This is a genomic window from Agrobacterium sp. CNPSo 2736 (assembly GCF_004005385.1).
Taxonomy (GTDB): domain Bacteria; phylum Pseudomonadota; class Alphaproteobacteria; order Rhizobiales; family Rhizobiaceae; genus Agrobacterium; species Agrobacterium leguminum.
Genome location: NZ_RZTX01000001.1, coordinates 555,739 through 579,576 on the forward strand (window position 1 = coordinate 555,739; position 23,838 = coordinate 579,576).

Here is a 23,838-nt window from a genome sequence, read left to right on the forward strand (position 1 = left end):
TCTCTGGCAAGGGAGGAATCATGTCAAAAAGACGCCTTTCGCTGTATGGCCTGTCCGGCCAGATCGGAAGTATTGCGGTTACGCTGCTTGGATTGCTGCTGCTGACCTTTTTTATCGGCCGCCTGATGCCCGCCGATCCCGTGCGGGCGATCGTCGGCGAGGATGCAACGCGCGAAACCTATGAACAGGTCTATCACGCGCTCGGTTTCGACCGTCCGCTGTGGCAACAGTTCTTCTATTATCTGGGAGACGTGTTCACCGGCGATTTCGGAACCTCGATCCGCACCGGTCGCCCAGTCATCGAAGACATCATAAGGGTCATGCCGGCGACGATGGAGCTTGCGACCTTCGCGATCCTGATCGGTGCCGGCCTCGGCATTCCCATGGGCGTTTATGCCGCCGTCAATAAAGACCGCTGGCAGGATCATCTGGTGCGGGTGCTCAGCCTGTTCGGCCATTCCATGCCGATCTTCTGGACCGGCATGATCGCGCTGATCGTTTTTTACGCGCATCTCGGCCTCGTCGGCGGCGGCGGTCGTATGGACCAGTTCTATATCGGTCTGGTGGAAGAGCGGACGGGCTTCCTGCTGATCGACAGCCTGCTTGCGGGCGATATGGAGGTCTTCTGGTCGGCCATCAACCACCTCATCCTTCCCGCCGCTTTGCTCGGTTATTCCTCCTCGGCCTATATCACCCGCATGACGCGCAGCTTCATGCTGGACCAGCTGGGTCAGGAATATGTGACGACCGCCCGCGTCAAAGGCCTGTCGCAGCGGCAGACGGTGTGGCTGCATGCCTTCGGCAATATCCGTGTGCAGCTCGTCACCATTATCGCGCTTGCTTACGGCTCGCTGCTGGAAGGGGCGGTTCTCATTGAAACCGTCTTCGCCTGGCCGGGTTTCGGGCAATATCTCACCAGCAATCTTATCATCGGCGACATGAATGCCGTGATGACCTGCGTTTTGATCGTCGGCGTCATCTTCATCGGGCTCAATCTCCTGTCCGACATTCTCTACCGCTTTTTCGATCCGAGGACCCGCTGATGACGGCCCGTACAGAAACCTCCTTCCGCCTTCCGGTGCCCTTGAATGCGCTGAAGAACATCGTGGTTTTCCTCCTGAAAAGCCCGACATCGGCCTTCGGCTTAGCTGTGTTGCTGCTTCTGGTCATCGCCGCGATTTTCGCGCCCTGGCTTGCGACGCATGACCCCTACGCACAGGATCTCGCCAATACGCTGAAGGCGCCGGGTAATGGCCACGTCTTCGGCACGGACGAGTTGGGGCGCGATATCTACAGCCGCCTTCTCTGGGGCGCACGCATCACACTCACCATCATCTCGCTGGTCTCGATTATCGTCGGTCCCGTCGGCCTTCTGGTCGGCACGGCTTCCGGTTATCTCGGCGGCAAGTTCGATACGGTGATGATGCGCATCACGGATATCTTCCTGTCCTTCCCGAGCCTCATCCTGTCGCTCGCCTTCGTCGCAGCGCTCGGGCCAAGCCTTAACAATGCGATCATCGCGATTGCGCTCACCTCCTGGCCGCCGATTGCGCGCCTTGCCCGTGCCGAAGCCATGACTTTCCGCAAGGCGGATTACATTGCCGCCGCGCGGCTTCAGGGCGCATCGCCGCTGCGCATCATCGTCAAGTCGATCATGCCCATGTGCCTGCCTTCGGTCCTCATCCGCCTGACGCTGAACATGGCGACCGTCATCCTCACCGCCGCCGGCCTCGGCTTCCTCGGCCTCGGCGCGCAACCGCCGCTGCCGGAATGGGGGGCGATGATCGCCACCGGTCGGCGTTACATGCTGGATAGCTGGTGGCTCGTCACCTTCCCCGGCATTGCGATCCTCTCCGTCAGCCTCGCCTTCAATCTCCTCGGCGACGGCCTGCGGGATGCGCTCGATCCGAAGCAGATGAACCGGAGATAGGGCCATGGAAAAACCAATCCTCGACGTCGAAAATCTTCGCATTCGTTATGGCGGCTCACCCATCGAGGCGGTGCGCGGCATCTCCTTCACGCTCGGGCGGGAACGGCTCGGCATCGTCGGCGAAAGCGGCTCGGGCAAATCCACCGTCGGTCGCGCCCTGCTGCGCCTTCTGCCATCGGCGACGATCACCGCCGACAGGCTGGATTTCGATGGTCTCGATCTTCTCTCGCTCGATGAGAAGGAGATGTTGAAGGTTCGCGGCCGGCGCATGTCGATGATCCTTCAGGATCCGAAATTTTCCCTCAATCCCATCCGCAGGGTCGGCGACCAGGTGACGGAGACTTATCTGCGCCACTTCAAGGCTTCGAAAGCCGAGGCACGGGAAAAGGCGCTGGCCATGCTCGATGCGGTGAAAATCCGCGATGCCGCCCGGGTTTACGAGCAATATCCGCATGAAATCTCGGGTGGCATGGGTCAGCGTGTCATGATCGCCATGATGCTCCTCGCCGACCCCGACCTCGTCATTGCCGATGAGCCGACCTCGGCGCTGGATGTAACGGTGCGGCTGCAGGTGCTGAATATTCTCGACGGTCTGGTGCGCGATCGCGGTATCGGCCTCATCATGATCAGCCACGATCTCAATCTCGTGCGCAATTTCTGCGACCGGGTGCTTATCATGTATTCCGGCCGGGTGGTGGAAACGCTCGCCGCACGCGATCTCGATCAGGCGCAGCACCCCTATACGCGCGGTCTTCTGGCGGCGCAGCCGCGCATCGGCGGCACGCGTGCGCCGCTTGCGGTTCTGGACCGCCGCCCCGAATGGCTGGAGGAGAACGTATAATGGCCGTTTCCGTTGAAACCCGCGATCTCTCCATCACCTTCGGCAGCGGCCATACGGCGCTGAAAGTGCTGCCTTCGGTGTCATTTCGAGTCGAGCCGGGGGAATGTTTCGGCCTTGTCGGCGAAAGCGGTTCCGGCAAATCCACCGTGCTTCGCTGCGTGTCCATGCTCAACGATTTCTGGACCGGTGACATCCTCATCGACGGCAGGTCGGTACGTGAGATGCCGCTGATCGAGCGGTGCCGCATGCTGCAGATGGTATTTCAGGACCCTTATGGTTCGCTGCATCCCCGCCAGTCGGTGCGCACCGTTCTTTCGGAATCGCTTGCGATCCATAAGCTCGGCGACCGTGAAGAGCGCATGCGCAGGGTCATCACGGATGTCGGCCTGCCCGTCTCCTTTCTGGATCGTTTCCCGCACCAGCTTTCCGGCGGTCAGCGGCAGCGCGTGGCGATTGCCCGGGCGCTGATCCTCGAACCGTCGCTGCTGCTGCTAGACGAGCCGACGTCTGCGCTCGATGTCTCGGTGCAGGCGGAAATCCTCAATCTCCTCCAGCGCCTGCGGGAAGAGCGTGGCTTCACCTATATCATGGTCACCCACGATCTCGCCGTGGTCGATCACATGTGCGACCGCTTCGCGGTGATGCTGCGTGGTGAAATCACCGAAATCCTGCCGCGCGAGGCTATCGCCGGCAATGGCGCGACGCATCCCTATGCGCGCGAACTGATCGGCGCCTCGCTGGAATATGAAGGCGCGTGACGGCTCCAAGACCGTGACCGTCCTCCTCCGGGGCGTCACGAATAATAACATCCTCCTTCCTCGCCCGGCCTCCCTGCCGGGCATTTTTTTGGGATGGCTACGGGAGGATGGTGGGCCGTCAACTACGCCTAGGCTGCTGACATAGTGCGAGACCCGCTTCCGTCATGCCGGACTAGATCCGGCATCCAGCCACGGCGCGTCTGCGCCGTGAATGGACTCTCTCGCGATCAAGGACTTGATCGCACTAGACCCCGGATCTAGTCCGGGGTGACGGAGTGCGGAGGCGTCGCTTGTGCCTAACACATTGGGTGCGTGGGGCTTTGTTACAGCAAAAAGGCGCGGGGTTAGCCGCGCCTTTTCTTATTCGAGCATACGCAGCGGGCTTACCGCTCCTTGCTCACCTCTTCAAACCGCGAAAGCCAGGGGCTGACGATCATGCCCTTGACGTCGCTACGGAAGGCGGCGGTGTCGATGACTTCGGAGAAGGGCTGAATAGACATGACGATCTCGTCCATATAGCCCTGCAGGTCCTCATAAAGCTTCGTCTGTTTCGCCACGTCGCGCTCGACCAAGGCTGCCTCGATCATCTTGTTCAGCTTCTCATCGAAGAAGCTGGTGCGCCAGCTCTGGTAATTGGTGAGCTTGGCATCGTCGGCATTGTTGGGGTTATAGGCGATGGAGCGCAGATTGTTGTCCGGATGCGGCTGCTGGCCGCCGCCACCGCGGCCGAGCAGCAGTTCAAAGTTGCGCTCGCGCATGGCGCCGTAAATCTGGTCGCCGGAGCCGCTGATCAGCTCGGCCTGAATGCCGGCCTGGGCGAGCGTGTTCTGGATAGCCGTTGCCGCTTTCATGAAGGGGTCTTCCGAAAGCACCCGCAGCGTGGTCTTGAAACCGTTCGGATAACCGGCCTCGGCCAGAAGCGCCTTGGCTTTTTCGATGTCGAGCTTGTAGCCCTGATCCGGCAGCGCACCCATCACGCCGGTGCTGAGGGAGCGCTGATGTAGCTTGCCGTAGTAGGGCATGACCGCCTTGTCGAGACCGTCGTAATCGATCAGGTAACGCAGGGCCTCGCGCACCTTCTTGTTCGCGAATTTCTCATCCTTCATCGAAACGCTGAGGTAATAAAAACCGGAACCGGGTGTGGATTCGATGGTGACGGCCTTGTCGGCTTCGAGCGATTTCAGATCGGGGGCCTGCAGGGAATAGGCAACGTCGATATCGCCTTTTTCCAGCATCAGGCGCTGCGACTGCGATTCCGGCAGATGACGCATCAGAATGCGCTTCATCTTGGCCTTCTCACCCCAATAATCGTCGTTGCGGGTGAGGATGATATATTCGTTGGATTTCCACTGCGTCAGCTTGAAGGGGCCGGAGCCGGCGGAATTCAGCGTCAGCCACGCGCCGCCCAGATCGCCGTCCTTTTCATTCTCAAGCGCCGTCTTGCTGTCGACGATCGAGCCGGGGCCGTTCTGTGCAAGGATCATCAGGAGCAGGTTGGGATCATCGGGCTTCGGGATATTCAGCACGAAGGTCTGGTCGTTTTCGGCGACGAAGAGCTTGTCGGCCTCTTCCAGTTTGAAACCACGGGTTTTCAGGAAGGACGATTGCGCCAGATTACGGGCGAGCAGCCGCTTCAGGCTCCACGCCACGTCCTTGGCCGTCACGGCGTTGCCGGAGGCGAATTTGGCATCGGCGCGCAGATGGAAGCGGATTGATTTCCGATCTTCGGCAATTTCCCAGCGTTCGGCAAGGCGGGGCTGAACGCTGCGATCTTTCGGGGAAAGCACGACCAGCGTGTCATAGACGTTGTTCAGAACCTGAACGGTCTCGCGGCCGGTGATGGCAGCAGGATCGAGGGTCAGGATATTGCTCATGGTTGTGGCGACGATGAGCTGGTCTTTCGGCGTTTCAGCGAAAACACTGAGCGGCATCGCGCCGATCAGCAATGCGCCAAGCGCTGCGGTTGCAAGAAAATGTTTCATCTTTCCTCCCAATACGGCCGGTTCATACGGCCTTTCCACGTTTTGATCCACACGCCCGGTTCCTCCTCGGGCGTCGCAGGATCAGCCAAGAATCTCTCTGACCGGAGCTGCGAGCGCCCGGCCGATTGCCGCCGTTGCCGGCGCGTCCAGATGTACGCCATCGACCGGTGAGGCGCTGGCGACCGACCCGGCATCGAAGAAGGCATGTCCGAGTTCGGCAGCGAGTTTGCGGTAAAGCGGCGCAAGCCTGAGCGATTGCCCTATATCCCGCCCGCCGGCAGGTTCTCCGCCCGGGCCTGTGACGCAGGGCGGCGGGGAAACGATCAGCAGTTTCGGCACGGCCTCGCGCGGTTTGTAAATGAAGGTCTCGACGATCTGCGCCAGCCGTCGCATGCCGGAAACCGCCGCTTCCGCCCTTCCGCCATGCACTGGCTTGATATCGTTGGTGCCGAGCATGACAATGACGAGATCAAGCGGCATGTGGCAGGACAGTGCGATTTCCAGCGCCCGCGCGCCATTGCGGCAGGCCGGACCGGCGTGGTCGTCGTAGCAGGTGGTGCGCCCGCCCAGCCCTTCCGGGTGAACCGTCGCCTTCCCGGAAAGCGCGGCCTCCAGAACCTCCGGCCAGCGGTGTTCGGCAGGGTGCCGCAGACCCGTTGCCGGGTCCGCGCCCCAGGTGAGGCTGTCTCCGAAGGCGAGCACCGTCTTCATCGCCCGTTACCTCACCCGGTTGTTGTCGATGAAGGTAAAATCGATGTCTTCGCCAAGACCCGGACGATCAGGGACATGCACGAAGCCGTCGTTGTCCATCGGGTCGGACAGCGATTTCAGATAATCGTGGCCGTCATCATATTCGAGGAAGGGGTGCAACAGGCCGCGCTCATACCAGCGGCAATTCTTGGTGGCGGCAACAACGTGCAGGTTCATGGCCGTGTTGCCATGCACCTCGCATTCCATGCCGAAGGCTTCAGCCAGATGCATGGTCTTCAGCGCCGGGGTGATGCCGCCGACATCGTTGACGCCGGTGCGCAGAATATCGCAGGCGCCGGATTTGATCCATTCAGCCCGGTGCCAATGCTTGCCGGCCGCACTTTCGGGGCCGACGACCGGAATATCGAGATTGTCGGAGAGCCATTTGTAGGAGGACAGCGATTGCTCATCCATCGGCTCCTCGATCCAGTCGAAGCCGAGTTTTTCGAGGCCACGTCCAAGCGCCAGCGCATCGGTGCGGGAATACCAGTGGAAGGCATCGATCATCAGGCGAATATCGGGGCCAACCGCCTCGCGCACGGCGGCGCAGGCCTTGAGGTCCATCTTCACATCCGGCGCCCAGCTGACCGGGGGCATCCAGGTGTGCAGCTTGATGCCCTTGTAGCCGCGCTTCACCAGCGTTTCGGCAAAGCGACCGTAATCTTCCGGCGTCGCCAGCCCGCCTTCCAGCTCATCGCCGCACATGATGGAGCCATAGGCGAGCACCTTGTCGCGATAGCCGCCGATCAACTTGTATACAGGTTGATTGAGCGAGCGGCCGGCAAGATCCCACAGCGCGCAATCCACGACCGCCAATGTGCGGTCCGTCAGCTGTGCGGCCGATCCGCGCTGCCAGTGGGCAAGGTCCTGCCATAGCCGTTCGCGGTCGCGATGGTCCTCACCGATCAGAACTTTCTTGACGAATTTTTCGATGACATGCGGGCGAACGATCTCCGGCGCGGTGAAGGAATGGCCTTCCTGACCGTCTTCGGTGCGGATGGTCAGCATGGCCTGTTCCACCTGATGCGCCGGACCCGGATGCGCGTGACCGGCACTGTCCGAGTGCCGACGGGTCGTCGTGCGGAAAACACGGACCTCGACGTCGGTGATGATCATAATTCCTCCCTCATGCAGGTATGGCAGCGTTTGCGATTGCTGCAATGTCATACATGTATGCGTTATTTGTCAACATGTATGATAATCTGTATTACATGTTGAGGCCGAAAATCAAGGCCATTTGCGCACGGTGTTGCACAGGTCATCGGTGAGACCGGGCTCCGGAGGGAGATTTTGCGTCTTGGCGGAAGAAAATCTGAAGGGGGGCATGAGCGCGGCCTATGCCGAACGGGACTTAATCCATAATTTTAGTAGACTACTGAATCGCGCAATGATCTTTCAACAATGGTCGGGACTATAAACGAACATGCCGTGCCAGCCGTGTCCCTCATCGTGCATTCTGCGTGGGTACGCGTCGCATTGAACGGCTGTCCAGAACGGGGATGGCGGCATTTGCGCTGCTGAGCTTCAAACACTCGTTTCCGGATGTACAGCCATGCCCCTTTCCCATATCTCCCAATTCGCCTTTCTGGTTCCCGGCAATTATCAGGACGATGATCCGGCACGAGGGCTGGAAGAAACCCTGCAGCTTTTCGAAGCCGGGGAGGCGCTGGGTTATCACAGCGCCTGGGTTCGCCAGCGCCATCTGGAACGGGGCGTGTCCTCGGCGGCCACTTTCCTTGCGGCAGCATCGCAGCGCACGAAACGGATCGGCCTCGGCACCGCCGTCATTCAGCTTGGTTATGAAAATCCCTTCAGGCTGGCGGAAGATCTGGCCACGGTGGATGTCCTGTCGCGCGGGCGATTGAATGTCGGGGTTTCGGTGGGCGCGCCGCCCTTCGCCCATCTTATTTCGGAGTATGTCGATACGGTTCCCGATGCGGATTACAGCCATGCCCGAGCCGAAAAGCTGGCGAGGGCCTTGAGATCGGAACCGCTGTCCAGCGAGACGGAAGCGGGCAATGCGGCGGGTGCACAGGTGCCACGCCTTCGGCCAATCGCCAGGGGGGTGACTGACCGGCTATGGTACGGCGGCGGGTCGCAGAATTCTGCGCGTTGGGCGGGGAAGGCGGGCTTCAATCTTCTGACGGGCAATATCGTCAGCGGCGAAAATACCGATGATTTCCTGACCGCGCAGGCGGCGCTGGTCAGCCGCTTCCGGCAGGAATGGGCGCATGAGCGCCAGCCGCGTGTCGCTCTTGGCCGCGTGATCCTGCCGACCGATAGCGCGAGCCCTGCGACGCGCCGCCGTTATCAGGAATTCGCCGCCGAGCGTGACAAGCGCACGACTTCGCCGCATGGCCCGCGCCGCACGCTTTTCCTGCCCGATATCGTCGGCACGACGGACGAAATTCTCGAGAAACTGTCGCGCGATCCCGTTCTTCCGCTCGTGTCGGAATTCCGTCTCGAACTGCCTTATGAATTCCAGCCGGAAGATTACCGCCAGATCGTCACGGATTTCGCCTCCGCCCTGCCGCAGCTTTCCGGCGGGCGGCCGGTTTTGAAAGTGGCGACGGGCCAATAATATGTCCCGTTCCCGCCCTTCCCGCTTCAAGCGGGAAACGCCGCTGCTATTCAATCTGGATAAGGCAGGCCATAACGGTCGCGGATCGTCGCACCTTCGTATTCGCGCGGGTAAACGCCCCGATCCTGCAGCACCGGCACGACCTTTTCGACGAATTCGGCAATATCGTCCGGCGCGCGCGGTGGCTGCAGGGTGTAACCATCCACCGTGCCATCCTGCCAGAGGTCGATGATGCCATCCGCCACCTCTTCCGGCGTGCCGAGCAGCAGCCGGTGATGCCCTTCGGAGCGGCGCACGGCCTCACGGGCGGTGAGCTTTTCGTGGGTCAGCAGTTCGGAAAGGCCAAGCCCCATGCCAACGGCCCATTGCCGGTTCTGGTCGGGAATGAAGCGCTCGCCATCGAGTTTTATATCCGGGTTGAAGTCGCGCGGATCAATGCCGTTTTCTTTGGCGAAACGCACCAGAAGCCCGTCTTCCGAGCCTGTCCCGCTGAAGAGTTCATGCTTGCGCAACGCTTCTTCCCGGGTCTCGCCGAGAATGACGACGAGGCCGGGAACGATGCGGATGCCAGAGGGGTCGCGGCCGAAAGAGACGGCGCGGTCGCGGACCTTTTTGCCGAAGGCCTGGCCTGCCGGGCGTGACAGGATGTTGCAATAGATGATCTCGCCATGGCGTGCCGCCAGATCGATGCCGCCTTCGGAGGCGCCGGCCTGCGCTATGACCGGATGCCCCTGCGGCCCGCGAGGAACGTTGAGCGGGCCTTTCACATGGAAATATTGCCCCTCATGATCGATGGTTTCGGCCGTTGCCGCATCCCAGAAACGCTCTTCCGGCACCTCGCCTTCGCGGCGCGGGTCCCAGCTCGACCAGAGTTTTTTCGCCACATCGAGAAATTCGGTGGCCTTGGCATATCTCTCGCTGCGCGGCGGCAGCGGATCGTTGCCGAAATTGGCGGCGACATTGGGATTGAAGGAAGAAACGATATTGACGATCAGCCGGCCGCCGGTAACGAGGTCGATGGATTGCGTCCGTCTGGCGAAATTATAGGGCGAATTATAGGTGGAGGACACCGTCGCCACAAAGCCGATATCCGGCACCTGTGCCGCAAGCGATGTCGAGAGAATGAGCGGATCGATGGTGTGAAACGGGCGGCTTGCGGGGTCGGTCAGCAGCGCCGGGTGGTCGGAAAGGAAAACGGCGTCGAACCGGCCCTTATGGGCCAGTTCCGTCAGCCGGCGATAATAGCCGATATCGTTAATGTCGTGCCGGTCTCCGCTCCGGTATTTCCAGGCATTGGCGAGGTATCCGGTGGTGTTGATGCCGACATTGAGATTGAGCCGGCGTTTGGTCTTGCTCATACTGCCACGTTTCTTTCAGGTCTGTTGGATTGCCGGCCTGTATGACCGGCGCAATTGCGGAAAGCGTAACAGCCGGGGGTCCGGTCGCGAGTTAAAAATCCTTGCTGCTTGGAGAAGAAAAACTTTCATCTGTGGCAGCCCCCAAGCGGTGGCCGAATGTGAGAAATGGGTGATGCCGGCTGGGGAATCCGACCCGAAATCTTGCCATTCTCGAAAGGATATTCCGCCGTCTTGGCGAAGAACTCACAAGATGGAAACGAATTTCCCCAATCGCGCCTGAAATAGTACACTTTATCTATAGAAAATAATCTATGACGTGTAGCGTGCCGTTCGGATCGCAATTTCGAGGACGAACGCCATGGCTGATGCCGCTCTTCGCCAGATAACCCAACCCGTAACCGTGTGGTACACACGCTGCCCGGCGCCCACGCCGCTTTCCATCGCGGCGCAACTGGGCTGGATCGAGGAACGTTTCGGCGCCCATGGCATCTCTGTTTCCTCCATTCGCGATGCGGCCGATCCGGCCATTCGCCAGAGCCATTTCGATCATCGCCTGGACTGGTCCTTCCGTCAGGGCGGCAATATTCCGCCGATCTGGGCGAAATCAGGCGGCCGGAAAACACGGCTGGTGGGGCTGACGAGGACCGACGAGTTTCAGGCCGTCATCGCCTTGCCGGCAAGCGGAATAAGCAAGGGCAGCGATCTGAAGGGACGGCGCATCGGCCTGCCGAAACGGCCGAATGAAACCATCGATTTCCAGCGTGCGACATCCCTGAAGGGCATCGTTTCGGCGCTGACGGTCTCGGGCCTCGCCGTCGCGGATGTCGAGCTTGTCGATCTCACGGCGAAAGAGCCGGTGTTGCTTAATCCTTCTGACGACAGGTTCCATGGCCTGCGCCGGCGGTTTCCTTATGGCGAGGAGATTGCAGCCCTGCATCGGGGCCAGATCGATGCGTTTTTCGTCAAGGGAGCGGAAGGTGTCACGGTCGCCAATCTCATCGGTGCGCAGGTCGTGGTGTCGACAGGCTTCCACCCCGATCCGAAAATCCGCATCAACAACGGCACGCCGCGCCCCTTGACGGTGGACGCCACCTTTGCCGATGAGCGACCCGATCTGGTGGCGGAACTCGTCGCCACCGTACAGCGGGTTGCCCAATGGGCAAATGACAATCCGGCGGAAGCCGTGCGTTTCATCGCCCGCGAGATCGGCGTCAGCGAGGAAGCGGTTCTGGCTGCGAATGGCCCGGATGTGCATCGCAATCTGAGGCTCGATCTCGATCCGGCCGAGCTGGATGCGCTCAGCCACTTCAAGGATTTCCTGCTGGAGTGGAAATTCATCCCCGAAGATTTCGATGTGCAGGACTGGGCCGATCCACGCGCCCTTTCTCGACAGCAAGATGCTGCGCAACGCAGTGCGGGAAAGTGAGGGCGTCATGGCGGCCACCATTCTTGTGACGGGCGCAACCGGCAAGCTCGGGCAACGGGTCGTCAGCCGTCTTTTGCAGAAAGAGGCGGAGGTTCGGGTGCTGACCCGCAGGCGGGAGGATGCGCTCAAGCTCTGGGGCGACAGGGTCGAGATTGCGGAGGGTAATTTTTCCGATCCGGCCAGCCTTAAAGAAGCCGCGCGGGGAATAGGCAGGGTTTTCCTGCTTTCCCCCATCGGAGAGACGCTGGCGGCGGACCAGAGGGCGGTTATCGATGCCGCTCTCTCCGCCGGTGTATCACGGATCGTGAAAACATCCGGCTCCGACTGGACCATTAGAAATGCCGCGCGCTCCATTTCGGGGGCGGCGCATGCTGAGGTGGAACGGCATCTGGCCGAAAGCGGCATCGCGCATACCGTGCTGCGACCCAATGCCTGGATGCAGGTTGCGCTGGAACCCGTCGTCGCCGCACTGCGCAAGGGGGAGGATGTACCGGCCCGCTTTGGCAATGCGGCCGTTTCCTTCATCGATGCCGACGATATTGCCGATGTCGCCGTTCATGCCCTGATATCAAGCGCGCCGGTTTCCGGCACTTTCGTGCTGACTGGCGGCGAGGCCCTGACGGCGCTGGAAATCGCCCGCATCGCTGCGCGCATCCTGCATCGTCCCGTTGGAGTGTCGCATAATGCCGCCCCGGCCTTTCCGCCGCATGTCGGTGCGTTCGAGCAGAAGGCGATCGGGGAATTCGGGCAGCTCATTCGCGAAAATCTCGCGGCATCCGTCAACGACACTATCCAGCAGACTACCGGCCGATTGCCCCGCAGTGTGGAAGATTATCTGCGCGCCCGGCTGGCGGCTGCTGCCCCGCAGGGCGACAATTCCGAAGGAGAAAAGACATGGCGCTGACCGTTCCGCTGCCTGAAGGTCCCGAGCTGAAAGGTCTGGAACTGAAAAGCCCGACCGATTTCGAAGACAGCCCGCTCAGCCGGGCGGTGAAGCAGCCGCTGATGCTGGGCCTGTTCCTCAATCTGCAGGACATAAACTTCTCCAGCCTGCCGACGAGTAACAGCTGGACCTTCGATTATAATGTCGAACTGGTGAAGCGCGCGGAAGAGCTTGGTTTCGAAATCGCCTTCAGCCGCACCCAATGGCTGCCCAAGGGCGGATATGACGGCGAATCCTCGCTGGACAGTTTCATCGCGCTCGGCGCCATGGCGGCGGTCACCAAGAACATTCTGCTGATCTCCACCATCCATGTGCTTTATGGGCCGCTGCATCCGCTGCATCTCGCCAAATATGGTGCGACGCTGGATCATATCGCCAAGGGACGCTGGGGCATCAACATCGTCACCGGCCACCGCGCCATCGAGCATGAAATGTTCGGCTGGCAGCGTATCGACCACGACAAGCGCTACGACATGGCCGGCGAATTGTTCGATGTGCTGCATCGCCTGTGGGGCGAGACCGAGAATTTTTCCTATGAAGGCAAGCTCAATCCCTGGGCGATCAACAATGGCTGGATCACGCCGAAGCCTGCTTTCGGACGCCCGCCGCTGGTGACGGCGACAGGTTCGCCCGCAGGGATCGATTTCGCCGCCCGTCATTCCGATCTGGTTTTCGTCACCTCGCCCGGCGGCGCGCATATAGACAGCGCGCTGGAAACGCTTCCCGATCATGTCGCAAACATTAAAAACCGCGCAAAGGCCTATGGCCGGCAGGTGAAGACGATCATCAACCCGATCATCGTCAGCCGCGATACGGAGAAGGAGGCGATTGCCTATGCGGATGCCATCGAGGGCGGAAAACCGCAGCCCGGCACCCGCGCCTTCGCCACCAATAATTACGACAGCGACGCCCATGCCTGGCGCGGCCGTGGCGATGCGCGCCATAAGCAGGGCCGCAATCTCGGTGGCAATATCGAGATCATCGGTTCGCCGGAGCAGGTGGTCGAGCAGCTTGTCGGTCTGAAAAAGGCCGGGATCGATGGGGTTCAGCTGAATTTCTACGATTTCCGCGAGGACCTCGACTATTTCGCCGAGCGCATTCTGCCTTTGATGAAGGAGGCTGGCCTGAGGCTCTGACACCTCTTCCGCCTCTGCTTTCCAGTTTTGAAGCTTGCACTTCGCAATCGCCGAGATTGCGAGAACGATATTTTTTGCCCTGAGGAGATACCGTGAATATCGCTGTCGATCCCGTCAAAACACCCGCTCCTAAAATCCTGGACCGGATCGGGACCTATGTTCCCGAACTCGTCTCCATCCGCCACGATCTGCACCAGCATCCGGAAATCGGTTTCGAGGAGGTCCGCACCTCCGGCATCGTCGCCGAAAAGCTCGCCTCCTGGGGCATTGAGGTGCATCGCGGTTATGGCAAGACCGGCGTGGTCGGCGTGCTGCGCGGCCGCCATGCGGGCAACCGCTCCATTGGGCTTAGGGCCGATATGGACGCCCTGCCGATGCCGGAGGAAACCGGGCTGCCCTATGCGTCGGTCTATCCCGGCAAGTTCCACGGCTGCGGGCATGATGTGCACACCACCATCCTGCTCGGCACCGCCCGTTATCTGGCGGAAACCCGCGATTTCGCCGGTACGGTGGTGTTCATTTTCCAGCCGGCCGAGGAGGGGCTAGGCGGCGCGCGCGCCATGATCGCCGACGGGTTGTTCAAGGACTTCCCCGTCGACGAGATTTACGGGCTGCACAATTCAACCCATGCCGCGCCCAATCATCTGAAGGTTTCGCCCGGCACCATTCTGGCCGGGGCGGATTTCTTCGATATCCGGTTAAGGGGCAGGGGCGCACACGCCGCTCACCCCGATGTTTCGCGTGATCCGGTGCCGGCGACGGGTGAACTGATCCAGGCATTGCAAACCATCGTCAGCCGCAACGTGCCGCCGACCGATCCCGCCGTGCTGTCGATCACCCGCATCGAGGCGGGATCGGCCTATAACGTCATTCCCGAAACGGCCGCGATTGCCGGCACGGTGCGGGCTTTTTCCGACAGCGTGCGCGAAACCATAAGGGAGCGCATCCGTACGATTTCCGATCACATTGCCGCAGCGCACGGCCTCACCGCCGAGGTGGATATTCGCGACATATTCTCGGTTCTCACCAATGACGATGCATCGGTGGCGATCGTCGCCGGCGTGGCGCGTGAGGTTCTGGGAGACGAGCGCGTTTCCACCGAGCCCGGCCGCTTCATGGGCAGCGAGGATTTTGCCGATCTTCTGAAACACGCGCCCGGCGCGTTTTTCACCCTCGGCCATTCCGGCACGGTGCCCGCCCATAATCCCGGTTTCATCGTCGACGACGCCATCCTGCCCGTCGGCGCCACTCTGTTTGCCCGGCTGGTGGAAACCCGGCTGAAGCCTGCGTGAAGATTTAAAAACAAGCCTGCAAGAGGAAACATCCATGGATATTACAAGACGTAAGACATTGCTTTTGAGTGCAGCGCTAACCGGGGCCATGCTGTTGCCCTCCCTGCCGGCTCTGGCGGCCGAAACGCCGAAAAAGGGCGGGATCGTCACCCTTGCAGGCCTTGGCGAGCCGACGACGCTGGTGCCGCTTTCCGATTCCAATACGCGCACCCGCGCCATTTCCACGAAAATCCTCGAAGGGCTGGTACGGTTCGACAGCGAATTCAAACCGCACCCCGTTCTGGCCGAAAGCTGGGAAACATCGGCGGATGGGCTGCGCCACACTTTCAAGCTGCGCAAGGGCGTCAAATGGCATGACGGCAAGGATTTCACGTCGCAGGACGTCAAATTTTCCCTGCTGGCCTTCAAGAAGGTCGGTCCACGCGGGCGCATCACTTTCGCCAATATTGCCGATATCGAAACGCCCGATCCGCTGACGGCCGTGGTGGTGCTTTCCAAGCCCGCGCCCTATCTCCTGCGGGCGCTGACGGGTGGCGAAACACCCATCCTGCCGGCCCATGCCTATGATTCGGAAAATTACAATGAAAGCCCGAACGGTAACGCGCCAGTCGGCACCGGCCCCTTCGTCTTCGAGGAATGGAAACGCGGCAGCTATGTGAAGCTGAAGAAGAACCCGAACTACTGGCAGGCCGATCTTCCCTATCTCGACGGTTTCGTGGCCCGTTTCGTCGCCGATTCGGCTTCCACCACCATTTCCGTGGAAACAGGCGAGGCGGATTATACCGCCGATGTGTCCTACAGCGATCTGGAGCGTCTGCGGCAAAATCCGAAGCTTGAGGTGGAGGTTTATACCGACTCCTATCTCAACAATGCCGCCGTGTTCGAATTCAATCTGGAGAACCCGATCCTCGCCAAAAAGGAAGTCCGCCACGCGCTGGCCCATGCCATCGACCGCGATTTCATCAATGACGCCATCTTCTTCGGTACGGCCAAACCGGCCGGGTCGAACATCCCGGCTGTCTTCACCGCCTATAATGACGAAAAGCCTTTCACCTATCCTTTTGATCTCGCCAAAGCGAACGAATTGCTGGACAAGGCTGGTTACCCGAGAGGTGCTGATGGCACCCGTTTTTCACTGCGGCTGGCCTTCCTGCCTTCCGACGTCTTCCGCAAAACCGCCGAATATCTCCGCTCATCCTTCGGCAAACTCGGCGTGAAGGTGGATATTGTCGAAGGCGATCTCGCCACCTTCATCAAGCGGGTCTATACCGAGCGCGGTTTTGACCTGACGGTGAATGGCATCAGCCGGCTGTTCGATCCGACAGCGGGCGTGCAGCGCCTCTATTGGTCCGACGGGATCAAGAAACCCGCGCCCTACGTCAACGCCGCCCACTACAACAATCCAAAGGTGGACGATCTTTTCCGTGCGGCCGCGATTGAAGTGGACGAAACGAAACGGGCGGCGCAGTTCCACGATATCCAGAAAATCACCGGCGACGATTTGCCGAATTTCTCGATTGTCGCTTTGCCGACCGTCATTCTGCGCAATACCAGCCTGAAATCGCTCGTGACGACCATCGATATTGCTTATGGCGATCTGGCGACGGCCTGGAAAGGCGAGTGAGTGTTTGTCAAAAGGGGGCATCCAAGCTCCGTCACCCCGGACTGGATCCGGGGTCCAGCGCGATCAAGTCCTTGATCGCAAGAGACTCTTCTCACGGCGCAGACGCGCCGTGGCTGGATGCCGGATCTAGCCCGGCATGACGGATGAGGGGTCTGCGATCATCAACATTAACCCGGCAATTCTGCCGGGTTTTTTATTGCCGAAATCCGCCTTCCACCCTGTTTGCACCTTCGCGCGACACGCCCGTTTCAGGGAAAAACTTTGCGCATGAAACAGGTCCAGCGAAATAGCGATACCACCCGTAAAAATTTCGAAAAAATAAGTTTCATCAATAATTTAGCGCAAAGCATTTCTTCGCCGCGAAACAAGAATTGCTTTCTGGACCGACGCTCTGGCCGCCTGCACTGTGAGCTGGAAATCTCACCCTCACATGATGGATGCCATGGCCAAGGATACGCTTTTTTTGATCGCCCCCGGTTTTGAGGACCCAAAGCACCCCGGTGTCCGCTTCGTCTGCCCGCATTGTAACCAGATCGAAGGCCTGCTTGCCGCCTTTCCTGATCTTGCTGCCGGGATCGATATCCGCCGCGTCGGTTTCCAGCGCCCGCGTGACGCGGTCATCGCCGCCGTGGGAGAGGAAAACCAGTCGCTGCCGTTGTTCGTCTTTGCCGGCGACGCGCCCAGCGACGCTACGGCCAAGGGCGAGACGCACTTCATTCAGGACACCAAACGCATTTTGCAAATCCTCACCGAGCGCCACGGGTTCCCGCAGCTGCACTGAGTTGCCGCGCCCGCATATCGGATTCTTTTTCGGAGACAGACATGACTATTTCCAGACGCCAGTTTCACAAAATTGCACTCGCTGCCGGGGCGTTCGTCGCGCTTCCGGGCGGTTCCTTTGCCGCTGCCGAAGAACCGGTTTCGGGCGGTACGCTCAAAATCGTCTATTTTCCCGAGCCGACGCAGCTTGTGGCGATCAACACCAGCGCCGGCGGCCCGCAATTCATCGGCTCGAAGATTTACGACGGGCTTTTGACTTACGATTACGAGCTTTCGCCCAAGCCGAGCCTCGCCAGGGAATGGAGCGTTTCGGCCGATGGGCTGGAATATGTCTTCCATCTGCAGCCGAAGGCGAAGTTTCACGACGGCAAACCGGTGACATCGGCAGATGTGGAATTTTCCATTCTGCGGCTGAAGGAAGCCCATCCGCGCGGCCGGGCGACGTTCGCGAATGTCGAGAGCGTCGATACCTCCGATCCGCTGGTCGCGAAGGTGAAGCTTTCCAAGCCGGCGCCGGGCCTGATCACCGCGCTTGCCTCGTCAGAATCGCCAATCGTGCCGAAGCATATTTTCGAGACCTTCAAGCCGACTGATAATCCGAAGCCCGCCCAGATCATCGGCAGCGGTCCTTTCGTGCTGAAGGAATGGGTGCCGGGCAGTCATATCCTGCTGGAGAAAAACGCCGATTATTGGGATGCGCCGCGCCCTCATCTCGACCGCGTCATCATCCGCCTCATCAACGATGCGGGTGCCCGTGCTGCCGCACTGGAAACCGGCGAAGGGGATATTGGCCCCAATCCGGTCGCGCTTGCCGATCTGGAACGGCTGAAATCCATTCCGACGCTGAAGGTGGATGACCGCATCTATGCCTATGCCGGCCAGCAGAACCAGCTGGTGATCAACCTTGAGAACGAATATCTCAAGGAATTGAAGGTCAGGCAGGCCATCGCCCATGCCATCGACGTTCCGGCGCTCATCGATACCGTGCTTTACGGTTACGCCGTGCCGTCGCCGACGCCGATCAGCCCTGGCCTTGCGAAGTTCCACAATGCGGATATCGGTTTTGCCAAGTTCGACGTCGCGCAGGCGGAGAAATTGCTGGATGAGGCAGGCTTTCCGCGCAAGGACGGCGGCAAGCGCTTCAAGCTCAGGGTTACCACCAACCCGTTCAATCCGCAGACCTATTCGGATTTCATCGCGCAGGCCCTGTCGAAGATCGGCATCGAGGCGGATATCCAGAAATTCGATTTCGGCACCTATGTGAAGGTCGTCTATACCGACCGCGCCTGGGACCTTTCGGTGGAATCCCTCTCCAACACTTTCGATCCGACAGCCGGTGTGCAGCGTGTCTACTGGAGCAAGAACTTCAAGATCGGCCTGCCCTTCTCCAATGCCAGCCATTACGCCAATCCGGAAGTGGACCGGCTGCTGGAAGCGGCGGCAGTGGAGCCGGATATCGAAAAGCGTGCGGCTTTCTTCAAGGAATTTCAGGCCGTCGTCGCCAGGGATCTTCCCGTCATCAATCTTGTCTCTCCCATCCAGCCGGTCGTCGGCAGCGTGCGCATCAAGGACTATGCGACAGGCGCAGAGGGGCTGAGCGGCAATCTCGCCAAAGCCTGGGTGACGAAGGAGGCGTGAGCCTCCTTCGGTTTCAAGCCGCATCAGAGCGAATAAGAGGTTATTTCCATGAGCAAAAAATCCGAAAAGCTGGTTCTCAACGCCTTCATCTATCCGGGCGGACATCATGAGGCGGCATGGCGGCATCCGGATTCTGAGCCGCATCGCGTCACCGATATAAAGCTCTATCAGGATATCGCCCGCAAGGCCGAAGCGGCGAAACTGGATGCCATCTTCTTTGCCGATGCGCCGGTGCTGGATGCCAATATCCGCTACGCCGCCCGCCACCGGCTGGAGCCGATCACCATGCTGGCGGCGCTTGCCGCCGTCACCGAAAAGATCGGTTTCATCGCCACGGCCTCTACCACCTATTACGAGCCATATAATCTCGCGCGGCTGTTTGCGTCCGTGGATCATATCAGCGGTGGCCGGGTTGGCTGGAACATCGTCACGACTTCGGCCGATGCTGCGGCCGGCAACTTCAATCTCCAGAAGCATCCGCCGCATGCCGACCGTTACCGTCAGGCCATCGAGTTCGTCGATGTGGTGACGAAGCTCTGGGACAGCTGGGAAGACGATGCCATCGTCGCCGACAAGGAAAGCGGTCTGTTTGCCGAGACAGACCGCATCCATCCCGCCAATCACGATGGCGAGTTTTATCGGGTGCGGGGCGCGCTCAACGTGCCGCGTTCACCCCAGGGCCGGCCGGTCTATGTGCAGGCCGGCTCCTCGGAGGAGGGCCGTGGTTTTGCGGCTCACTATGCTGAGGCAATCTTTACCGCGCATCAGACTCTGGAGAGTGCGCGGTCTTTTTATTCTGACATCAAGAGACGTGTTGCTGCCGCAGGTCGCAATCCCGCCCATGTTAAAATCCTGCCTGGCATCAGCCCCTTTATCGCCTCAACCGAGGAGGAGGCGCGCAAACTTGAGGCCTCTTTCAACGATCTCATCCAGCCGGCCTTTTCGCTCGGGCAATTGCAGCGCATGACAGGCATAGACCTGTCATCGGCCGATCTTGACAAGCCGCTGCCAATAGAGGCCGTCGAGGCGACACGCGCGCAGGCGGATAGCAGCCGCCATCAGCTGGTCCTCGATGTCATAGACCGGGAAAACCCGACGATCCGGCAGTTGCTGCACCGGCTTGCCGGCGGGCGCGGCCACAAGGTGATTTCCGGAACGCCGGAACAGGTGGCAGACTGGATAGAGACCTGGTTCCGCGAAGGCGCAGCCGATGGTTTCAACATCATGCCGCCATGGCTGAATGGCGGGTTCGATATCTTCGTGGATGAGGTGGTGCCGATCCTGAAACGGCGCGGCCTGTTCCGTGAGGATTACGAAGGCGATACGCTGCGCGACCATTATGGCCTGCCACGGCCGGATAACATCTACGCGGCCAGAGAGTTGCAAAGGGAACGCGCCTGAGGTGGGACGGGCGTGTTCAGGCGGCGGCTTCGAGGGAGCGTATATCCTCGCGCAACAAAGCGAGTAGAGATGCGACCTCCGGCAGCCGCCGCCTGTCAGGACTGGTCAGCAGGTGGTAACGGCTTGCAGTCGGCTGTGGTGAGCCGAAGGGGGCGATAAGACGGCCGTTTTTCAGCTCTTCCGAAATCAGCGAGTGGCGCGCTAGGCCAATGCCATGGCCGGATAAGATTGCTTCTATCAGCGCCGTCTGGCGTGAAAAACGCGGGCCTGTCGCCGAAAGCCGGAGTGGAATGCGGCAGGCGCGCAGCCAGTTCGCCCATTCGAAGGCGGCGTCCAGGCCATTGCCACGCAACATCGCAAAGCCGAGATTTCGCAATTGGGCGGGCGCGCCTGCAAGCTCATGGCGGGCTGCGAACTGCGGAGTGCAGACAGCGCTAACGGTATCGGCGAAAAGCGGCTCGTGAATGAAGCCCGGAATTTGCGCGTGGGTGGCGACGATGGCGCAATCGGCATCAAAATGGGTGAGATCGAAGGTTTCACCCTCGATGGATTCGATCGAAAGCTCGACGTCTCCGAGGGCCGGAACGATGCTGCCCAGCCGCGGCGCCAGCCAGCGTGCGGCAAAGCAACCTTCCGCCAGAACCTTCAACTGCGGTCGGGCATTCGAAACCATCAGGTCGGAAAGACTGCCGATCATGGTCTCGAAAGCATCGGCAAGGCCGGGATAAAGCGCGCTGCCGGCATCCGTCAGCAGCAATTCACCGCGCTGGCGGCTGAAAAGCGGCTGGCCGAGATGGGTTTCGAGAATTCGGACCTGCTGGCCGATGGCGGCGGTGGAGACATGCAGCTCCTCCGCCGCCCGCGAAAAGCTCGCATGGCGGGCGGCCACCACAAAGGCGCGCAAGGCGGTCAGCGGCGGTAGCCGCGAAAGTGTGGGCAGGCGAAAAGCTGCCCGGCTCGCGGCGGGAGCGACAAACTCCGTTCTCATTGCTGTTCCTCCTTTGCCGCCTGCATCTTCCGCATGGTCAGAACACCCGGCCTTCCCTGAGATGCGTCGTGGTGCCATTGAGGTAATAGTCACCAATCACCCGCGCCTTGTGGGCAAGCGGATTGTGATTGTAGACAGTGCGGATGTTGCGCCAGTGGCGGTCGAAATTGCGGTCGCTCGATGTCGCCGAACCGCCGCCGAGTTCATAGAGGTTGGTGGCGACGGTTAGCGAAAGCTGCGAGGCGATGATCTGGGTGCGGGCGGTGGCGAGCGAGCCTTCCAGCAGGGCTGCCTCAATGGCCTCTTCATCACCATTTGCAAAGGCGGCAGCCGTTCGGTCGAGCGTTCGGGCCGCTTCGCGAATGAGCGTCTTGACGGCGAAAGCGCCGGCACTGATTTCACCCAGCATCTTCTGCACGAAGGGATCCTGATTGGCGGTTTCCGCAGCGCTGTGAAGCGTGGTACGCGCCTGGCGCAGAACATATTCCACACCGTCATTAAGCGCGCCCTGAACTGCGCCGGCGGCAGACGCAGCAAGGTGCAGCTGCCGCATGGCCGAGCTGTGGCGGCCGATCTGGGTGCCGAGCTTGCGGGTTGTCAGCTCATGCGGCAGCACCTCGACATTCTCAAGCAGCACGCCGCCGCTTGCCGTCATGCGCTGGCCCATGCTGTCCCAGTCGTCGAGAATGGTGATGCCAGTACGATCAAGCGGAATGAGCACGCCGATCGGCTGCTCGTCATCGCCAATGGCGCTGAAGGTGCCAAAATCGGCAAAGGCCGTGCCGGTCGCATACCATTTGCGGCCGTTCAGCCGGTAGCGGTCGCCCTCGGCACTCAGCCGGGTGGTGATTTCGCCGGCGCGTTTGGTGCCCTGTTCGGTGCTGGCGCCCGCAAAGAGCTTGCCGGCGAGGACCTGTTCAAGATGCCGCCGGTCCTCCAGCTCGATGGGCGCAAGGGCGAGATTTTCGGTGAAATTGAAATGGCTGCGAAGCGCGTGCGGAATATTGCTGTCGGCTTCGCCGAGGATCATCAGCACTTCGATATAGTCGGCAATCGAGCCGCCCGGTCCGCCCTTGGCTTCGGGGACACGCAGCGTGCCGATCTTTGCCTCCTTGATAAGGGCGAAGATATCGAAGGGCAGTTCCCGCTGGCGCTCGCGGCGGGCGGCATCCCGGGCCGCGATAGCCGCAATGTCCTTTGCCCGGGCCAGGATTTCGTCGCGGCTCGGCACGCCGGAATTATTGGTGGTGGTTGTCTGTGGTTTCGGATTGGACATTGCGGTTTTCCCGTGAGCGGATGTGATAGCCTGCGGCACAATCGCGCCGCAGGCATGTTCGTCTGGACGATCAGGCGACCGCGCGCGGCTTGAGCGCCGGGCGGTGTGCGGCCTCGAGATTGCGCGGCACGCGGCCTTCGACGGGATGGCTCGGATCGTTGAAACCGGGTGTCGAGGGATGGCCTGTTGTCACAAGGCTGTCGACCAGTGCTTCATCTTCGGCATCGATTTTCACATCGAGGGCGCGGATATAGCCATTCCAGTGCTCTTCGGTGCGCGGGCCGGTGATGGCGGCGGTGACGAACTTGTTGTTCAGCACCCAGGCGAGCGCGAAATCCGCCGCCGAAACGCCCTTCGAAGCGGCATGGGCCGCGACCTTCTGGGCGATTTCAACCGATTCCGGACGCCATTCCGTTTCCAGAACGCGTTTGTCGCCCCGGCCAACACGGGTATCGGCACCCGGCTGTTCGCCCGGCTGATATTTGCCGGTCAGTACGCCGCGTGCGAGCGGTGAATAGGACACGACGCCAAGGCCGTAATTATGCGCGGCCGGCAGCTGTTCGGCTTCCGCCGTGCGGTTGACGATGTTGTAGAGCGGCTGGCTGGCAACCGGCCGGTCGATGCCGAGCTGGTCGGCCAGATGCGAAATTTCGGCAATGCGCCAGCCGCGGAAGTTCGAAACGCCGAAATAGCGCAGCTTGCCGGCGCGGATGAGATCGGCGATGGCGCGCACCGGCTCTTCCAGCGGCGCATCGAAGACGGCGCGGTGGAAATAGAGGATGTCGATATAATCAGTGTTAAGGCGGCGCAGCGAATTCTCGACGGTCTCGATCACCCATTTGCGCGAATGGCCGCCAAGGTTCGGGCCCTTGGTATGGGAATTGACGAATTTCGTCGCCAGAACCCAGTGATCGCGCGTGGACTTGATGCCGCGGCCAACGACCTCTTCCGACTTGCCGTCGTGATAGACATCGGCGGTGTCGATGAAGTTGATGCCCTGTTCGCGTGCCTTGTCGATGATGCGGAAGGCCACGTCATCCGGTGTCGGGCCTCCGAACATCATCGTGCCGAGGCTCAGCGGTGAAACTTTCAGCGCGCTGCGTCCGAGATAGCGATAGTCGACCATTATGGTTG

At 60.5% G+C, this 23,838-nt stretch carries 20 protein-coding genes; 13 read left to right on the forward strand and 7 right to left on the reverse strand.

Features of this window, described 5'->3' with window-relative positions:
• The first annotated feature begins 20 nt into the window (after positions 1-20).
• The 4 genes from EM858_RS02575 to EM858_RS02590 are packed head-to-tail and all read left to right on the forward strand — an operon-like array spanning position 21 to position 3,529.
• Positions 21-1,043 carry an ABC transporter permease gene (locus tag EM858_RS02575; RefSeq protein WP_020813122.1) on the forward strand — a complete coding sequence of 341 codons (1,023 nt, stop codon included), beginning with the start codon at positions 21-23 and terminating at the stop codon, positions 1,041-1,043.
• On the forward strand, positions 1,043-1,930 hold the full coding sequence (locus EM858_RS02580) for an ABC transporter permease (protein ID WP_003524723.1): 888 nt from the start codon (positions 1,043-1,045) through the stop codon (positions 1,928-1,930). Before EM858_RS02575 ends, EM858_RS02580 begins: the two co-directional genes overlap by 1 nt.
• A gap of 4 nt (positions 1,931-1,934) precedes the next feature.
• Complete coding sequence (locus tag EM858_RS02585) at positions 1,935-2,771, forward strand: ABC transporter ATP-binding protein (protein ID WP_127755702.1); 837 nt, start codon at positions 1,935-1,937, stop codon at positions 2,769-2,771.
• Complete coding sequence (locus tag EM858_RS02590; protein WP_127755703.1) at positions 2,771-3,529, forward strand: ABC transporter ATP-binding protein; 759 nt, start codon at positions 2,771-2,773, stop codon at positions 3,527-3,529. Before EM858_RS02585 ends, EM858_RS02590 begins: the two co-directional genes overlap by 1 nt.
• A 383-nt stretch (positions 3,530-3,912) precedes the next feature.
• Here the strand turns inward: EM858_RS02590 and EM858_RS02595 are convergent, their stop codons facing one another.
• From EM858_RS02595 to EM858_RS02605, 3 genes are all read right to left on the reverse strand, one after another.
• Positions 3,913-5,511, reverse strand: a complete 1,599-nt coding sequence (locus tag EM858_RS02595; protein ID WP_127755704.1) for an ABC transporter substrate-binding protein — start codon at positions 5,509-5,511, stop codon at positions 3,913-3,915.
• An 81-nt stretch (positions 5,512-5,592) separates the two neighbouring features.
• A complete protein-coding gene (locus EM858_RS02600; protein ID WP_127755705.1) occupies positions 5,593-6,222 on the reverse strand; it encodes an SGNH/GDSL hydrolase family protein in 630 nt (209 codons plus the stop codon).
• 6 nt (positions 6,223-6,228) lie between these two features.
• Positions 6,229-7,377 carry a mandelate racemase family protein gene (locus tag EM858_RS02605; protein ID WP_127755706.1) on the reverse strand — a complete coding sequence of 383 codons (1,149 nt, stop codon included), beginning with the start codon at positions 7,375-7,377 and terminating at the stop codon, positions 6,229-6,231.
• Between the two features lie 436 nt (positions 7,378-7,813).
• Here EM858_RS02605 and EM858_RS02610 point away from each other — a divergent pair, with 436 nt between their 5' ends.
• A complete protein-coding gene (locus EM858_RS02610; protein ID WP_127755707.1) occupies positions 7,814-8,842 on the forward strand; it encodes an LLM class flavin-dependent oxidoreductase in 1,029 nt (342 codons plus the stop codon).
• Positions 8,843-8,892: 50 nt separating this feature from the next.
• Here the strand turns inward: EM858_RS02610 and EM858_RS02615 are convergent, their stop codons facing one another.
• Positions 8,893-10,200 (reverse strand): NtaA/DmoA family FMN-dependent monooxygenase, encoded by a 1,308-nt coding sequence (locus EM858_RS02615; protein ID WP_127755708.1) that lies wholly within the window; start codon positions 10,198-10,200, stop codon positions 8,893-8,895.
• A gap of 358 nt (positions 10,201-10,558) precedes the next feature.
• On the opposite strand from EM858_RS02615, the gene EM858_RS02620 reads away from it, so the two are divergent.
• From EM858_RS02620 to EM858_RS02655, 8 genes are all read left to right on the forward strand, one after another.
• A complete protein-coding gene (locus EM858_RS02620; RefSeq protein ID WP_127755709.1) occupies positions 10,559-11,626 on the forward strand; it encodes an ABC transporter substrate-binding protein in 1,068 nt (355 codons plus the stop codon).
• Between the two features lie 7 nt (positions 11,627-11,633).
• Complete coding sequence (locus EM858_RS02625; protein WP_127755904.1) at positions 11,634-12,530, forward strand: NmrA family NAD(P)-binding protein; 897 nt, start codon at positions 11,634-11,636, stop codon at positions 12,528-12,530.
• Positions 12,521-13,705 carry an LLM class flavin-dependent oxidoreductase gene (locus tag EM858_RS02630; protein ID WP_127755710.1) on the forward strand — a complete coding sequence of 395 codons (1,185 nt, stop codon included), beginning with the start codon at positions 12,521-12,523 and terminating at the stop codon, positions 13,703-13,705. The genes EM858_RS02625 and EM858_RS02630 overlap by 10 nt, the downstream gene beginning before the upstream one ends.
• Before the next feature lie 92 nt (positions 13,706-13,797).
• On the forward strand, positions 13,798-14,997 hold the full coding sequence (locus tag EM858_RS02635) for a M20 aminoacylase family protein (protein WP_127755711.1): 1,200 nt from the start codon (positions 13,798-13,800) through the stop codon (positions 14,995-14,997).
• 34 nt (positions 14,998-15,031) lie between these two features.
• Positions 15,032-16,621 carry an ABC transporter substrate-binding protein gene (locus EM858_RS02640; protein WP_164865277.1) on the forward strand — a complete coding sequence of 530 codons (1,590 nt, stop codon included), beginning with the start codon at positions 15,032-15,034 and terminating at the stop codon, positions 16,619-16,621.
• 430 nt (positions 16,622-17,051) lie between these two features.
• Positions 17,052-17,402, forward strand: coding sequence for a DUF3088 domain-containing protein (locus EM858_RS02645; protein ID WP_080819243.1), 351 nt, complete (start codon positions 17,052-17,054; stop codon positions 17,400-17,402).
• Between the two features lie 41 nt (positions 17,403-17,443).
• Positions 17,444-19,039: an ABC transporter substrate-binding protein gene (locus tag EM858_RS02650; RefSeq protein WP_127755713.1), complete on the forward strand. Its 1,596-nt coding sequence runs from the start codon at positions 17,444-17,446 to the stop codon at positions 19,037-19,039.
• A 48-nt stretch (positions 19,040-19,087) separates the two neighbouring features.
• A complete protein-coding gene (locus EM858_RS02655) occupies positions 19,088-20,440 on the forward strand; it encodes an LLM class flavin-dependent oxidoreductase (RefSeq protein ID WP_127755714.1) in 1,353 nt (450 codons plus the stop codon).
• Positions 20,441-20,456: 16 nt separating this feature from the next.
• Here EM858_RS02655 and EM858_RS02660 read toward each other — a convergent pair whose 3' ends face one another.
• From EM858_RS02660 to EM858_RS02670, 3 genes are all read right to left on the reverse strand, one after another.
• Positions 20,457-21,428, reverse strand: a complete 972-nt coding sequence (locus EM858_RS02660; protein ID WP_127755715.1) for a LysR substrate-binding domain-containing protein — start codon at positions 21,426-21,428, stop codon at positions 20,457-20,459.
• A 37-nt stretch (positions 21,429-21,465) separates the two neighbouring features.
• Positions 21,466-22,704, reverse strand: a complete 1,239-nt coding sequence (locus EM858_RS02665; protein WP_127755716.1) for an acyl-CoA dehydrogenase family protein — start codon at positions 22,702-22,704, stop codon at positions 21,466-21,468.
• A 70-nt stretch (positions 22,705-22,774) separates the two neighbouring features.
• On the reverse strand, positions 22,775-23,830 hold the full coding sequence (locus EM858_RS02670; protein ID WP_127755717.1) for an aldo/keto reductase: 1,056 nt from the start codon (positions 23,828-23,830) through the stop codon (positions 22,775-22,777).
• Between the last annotated feature and the right edge of the window lie 8 nt (positions 23,831-23,838).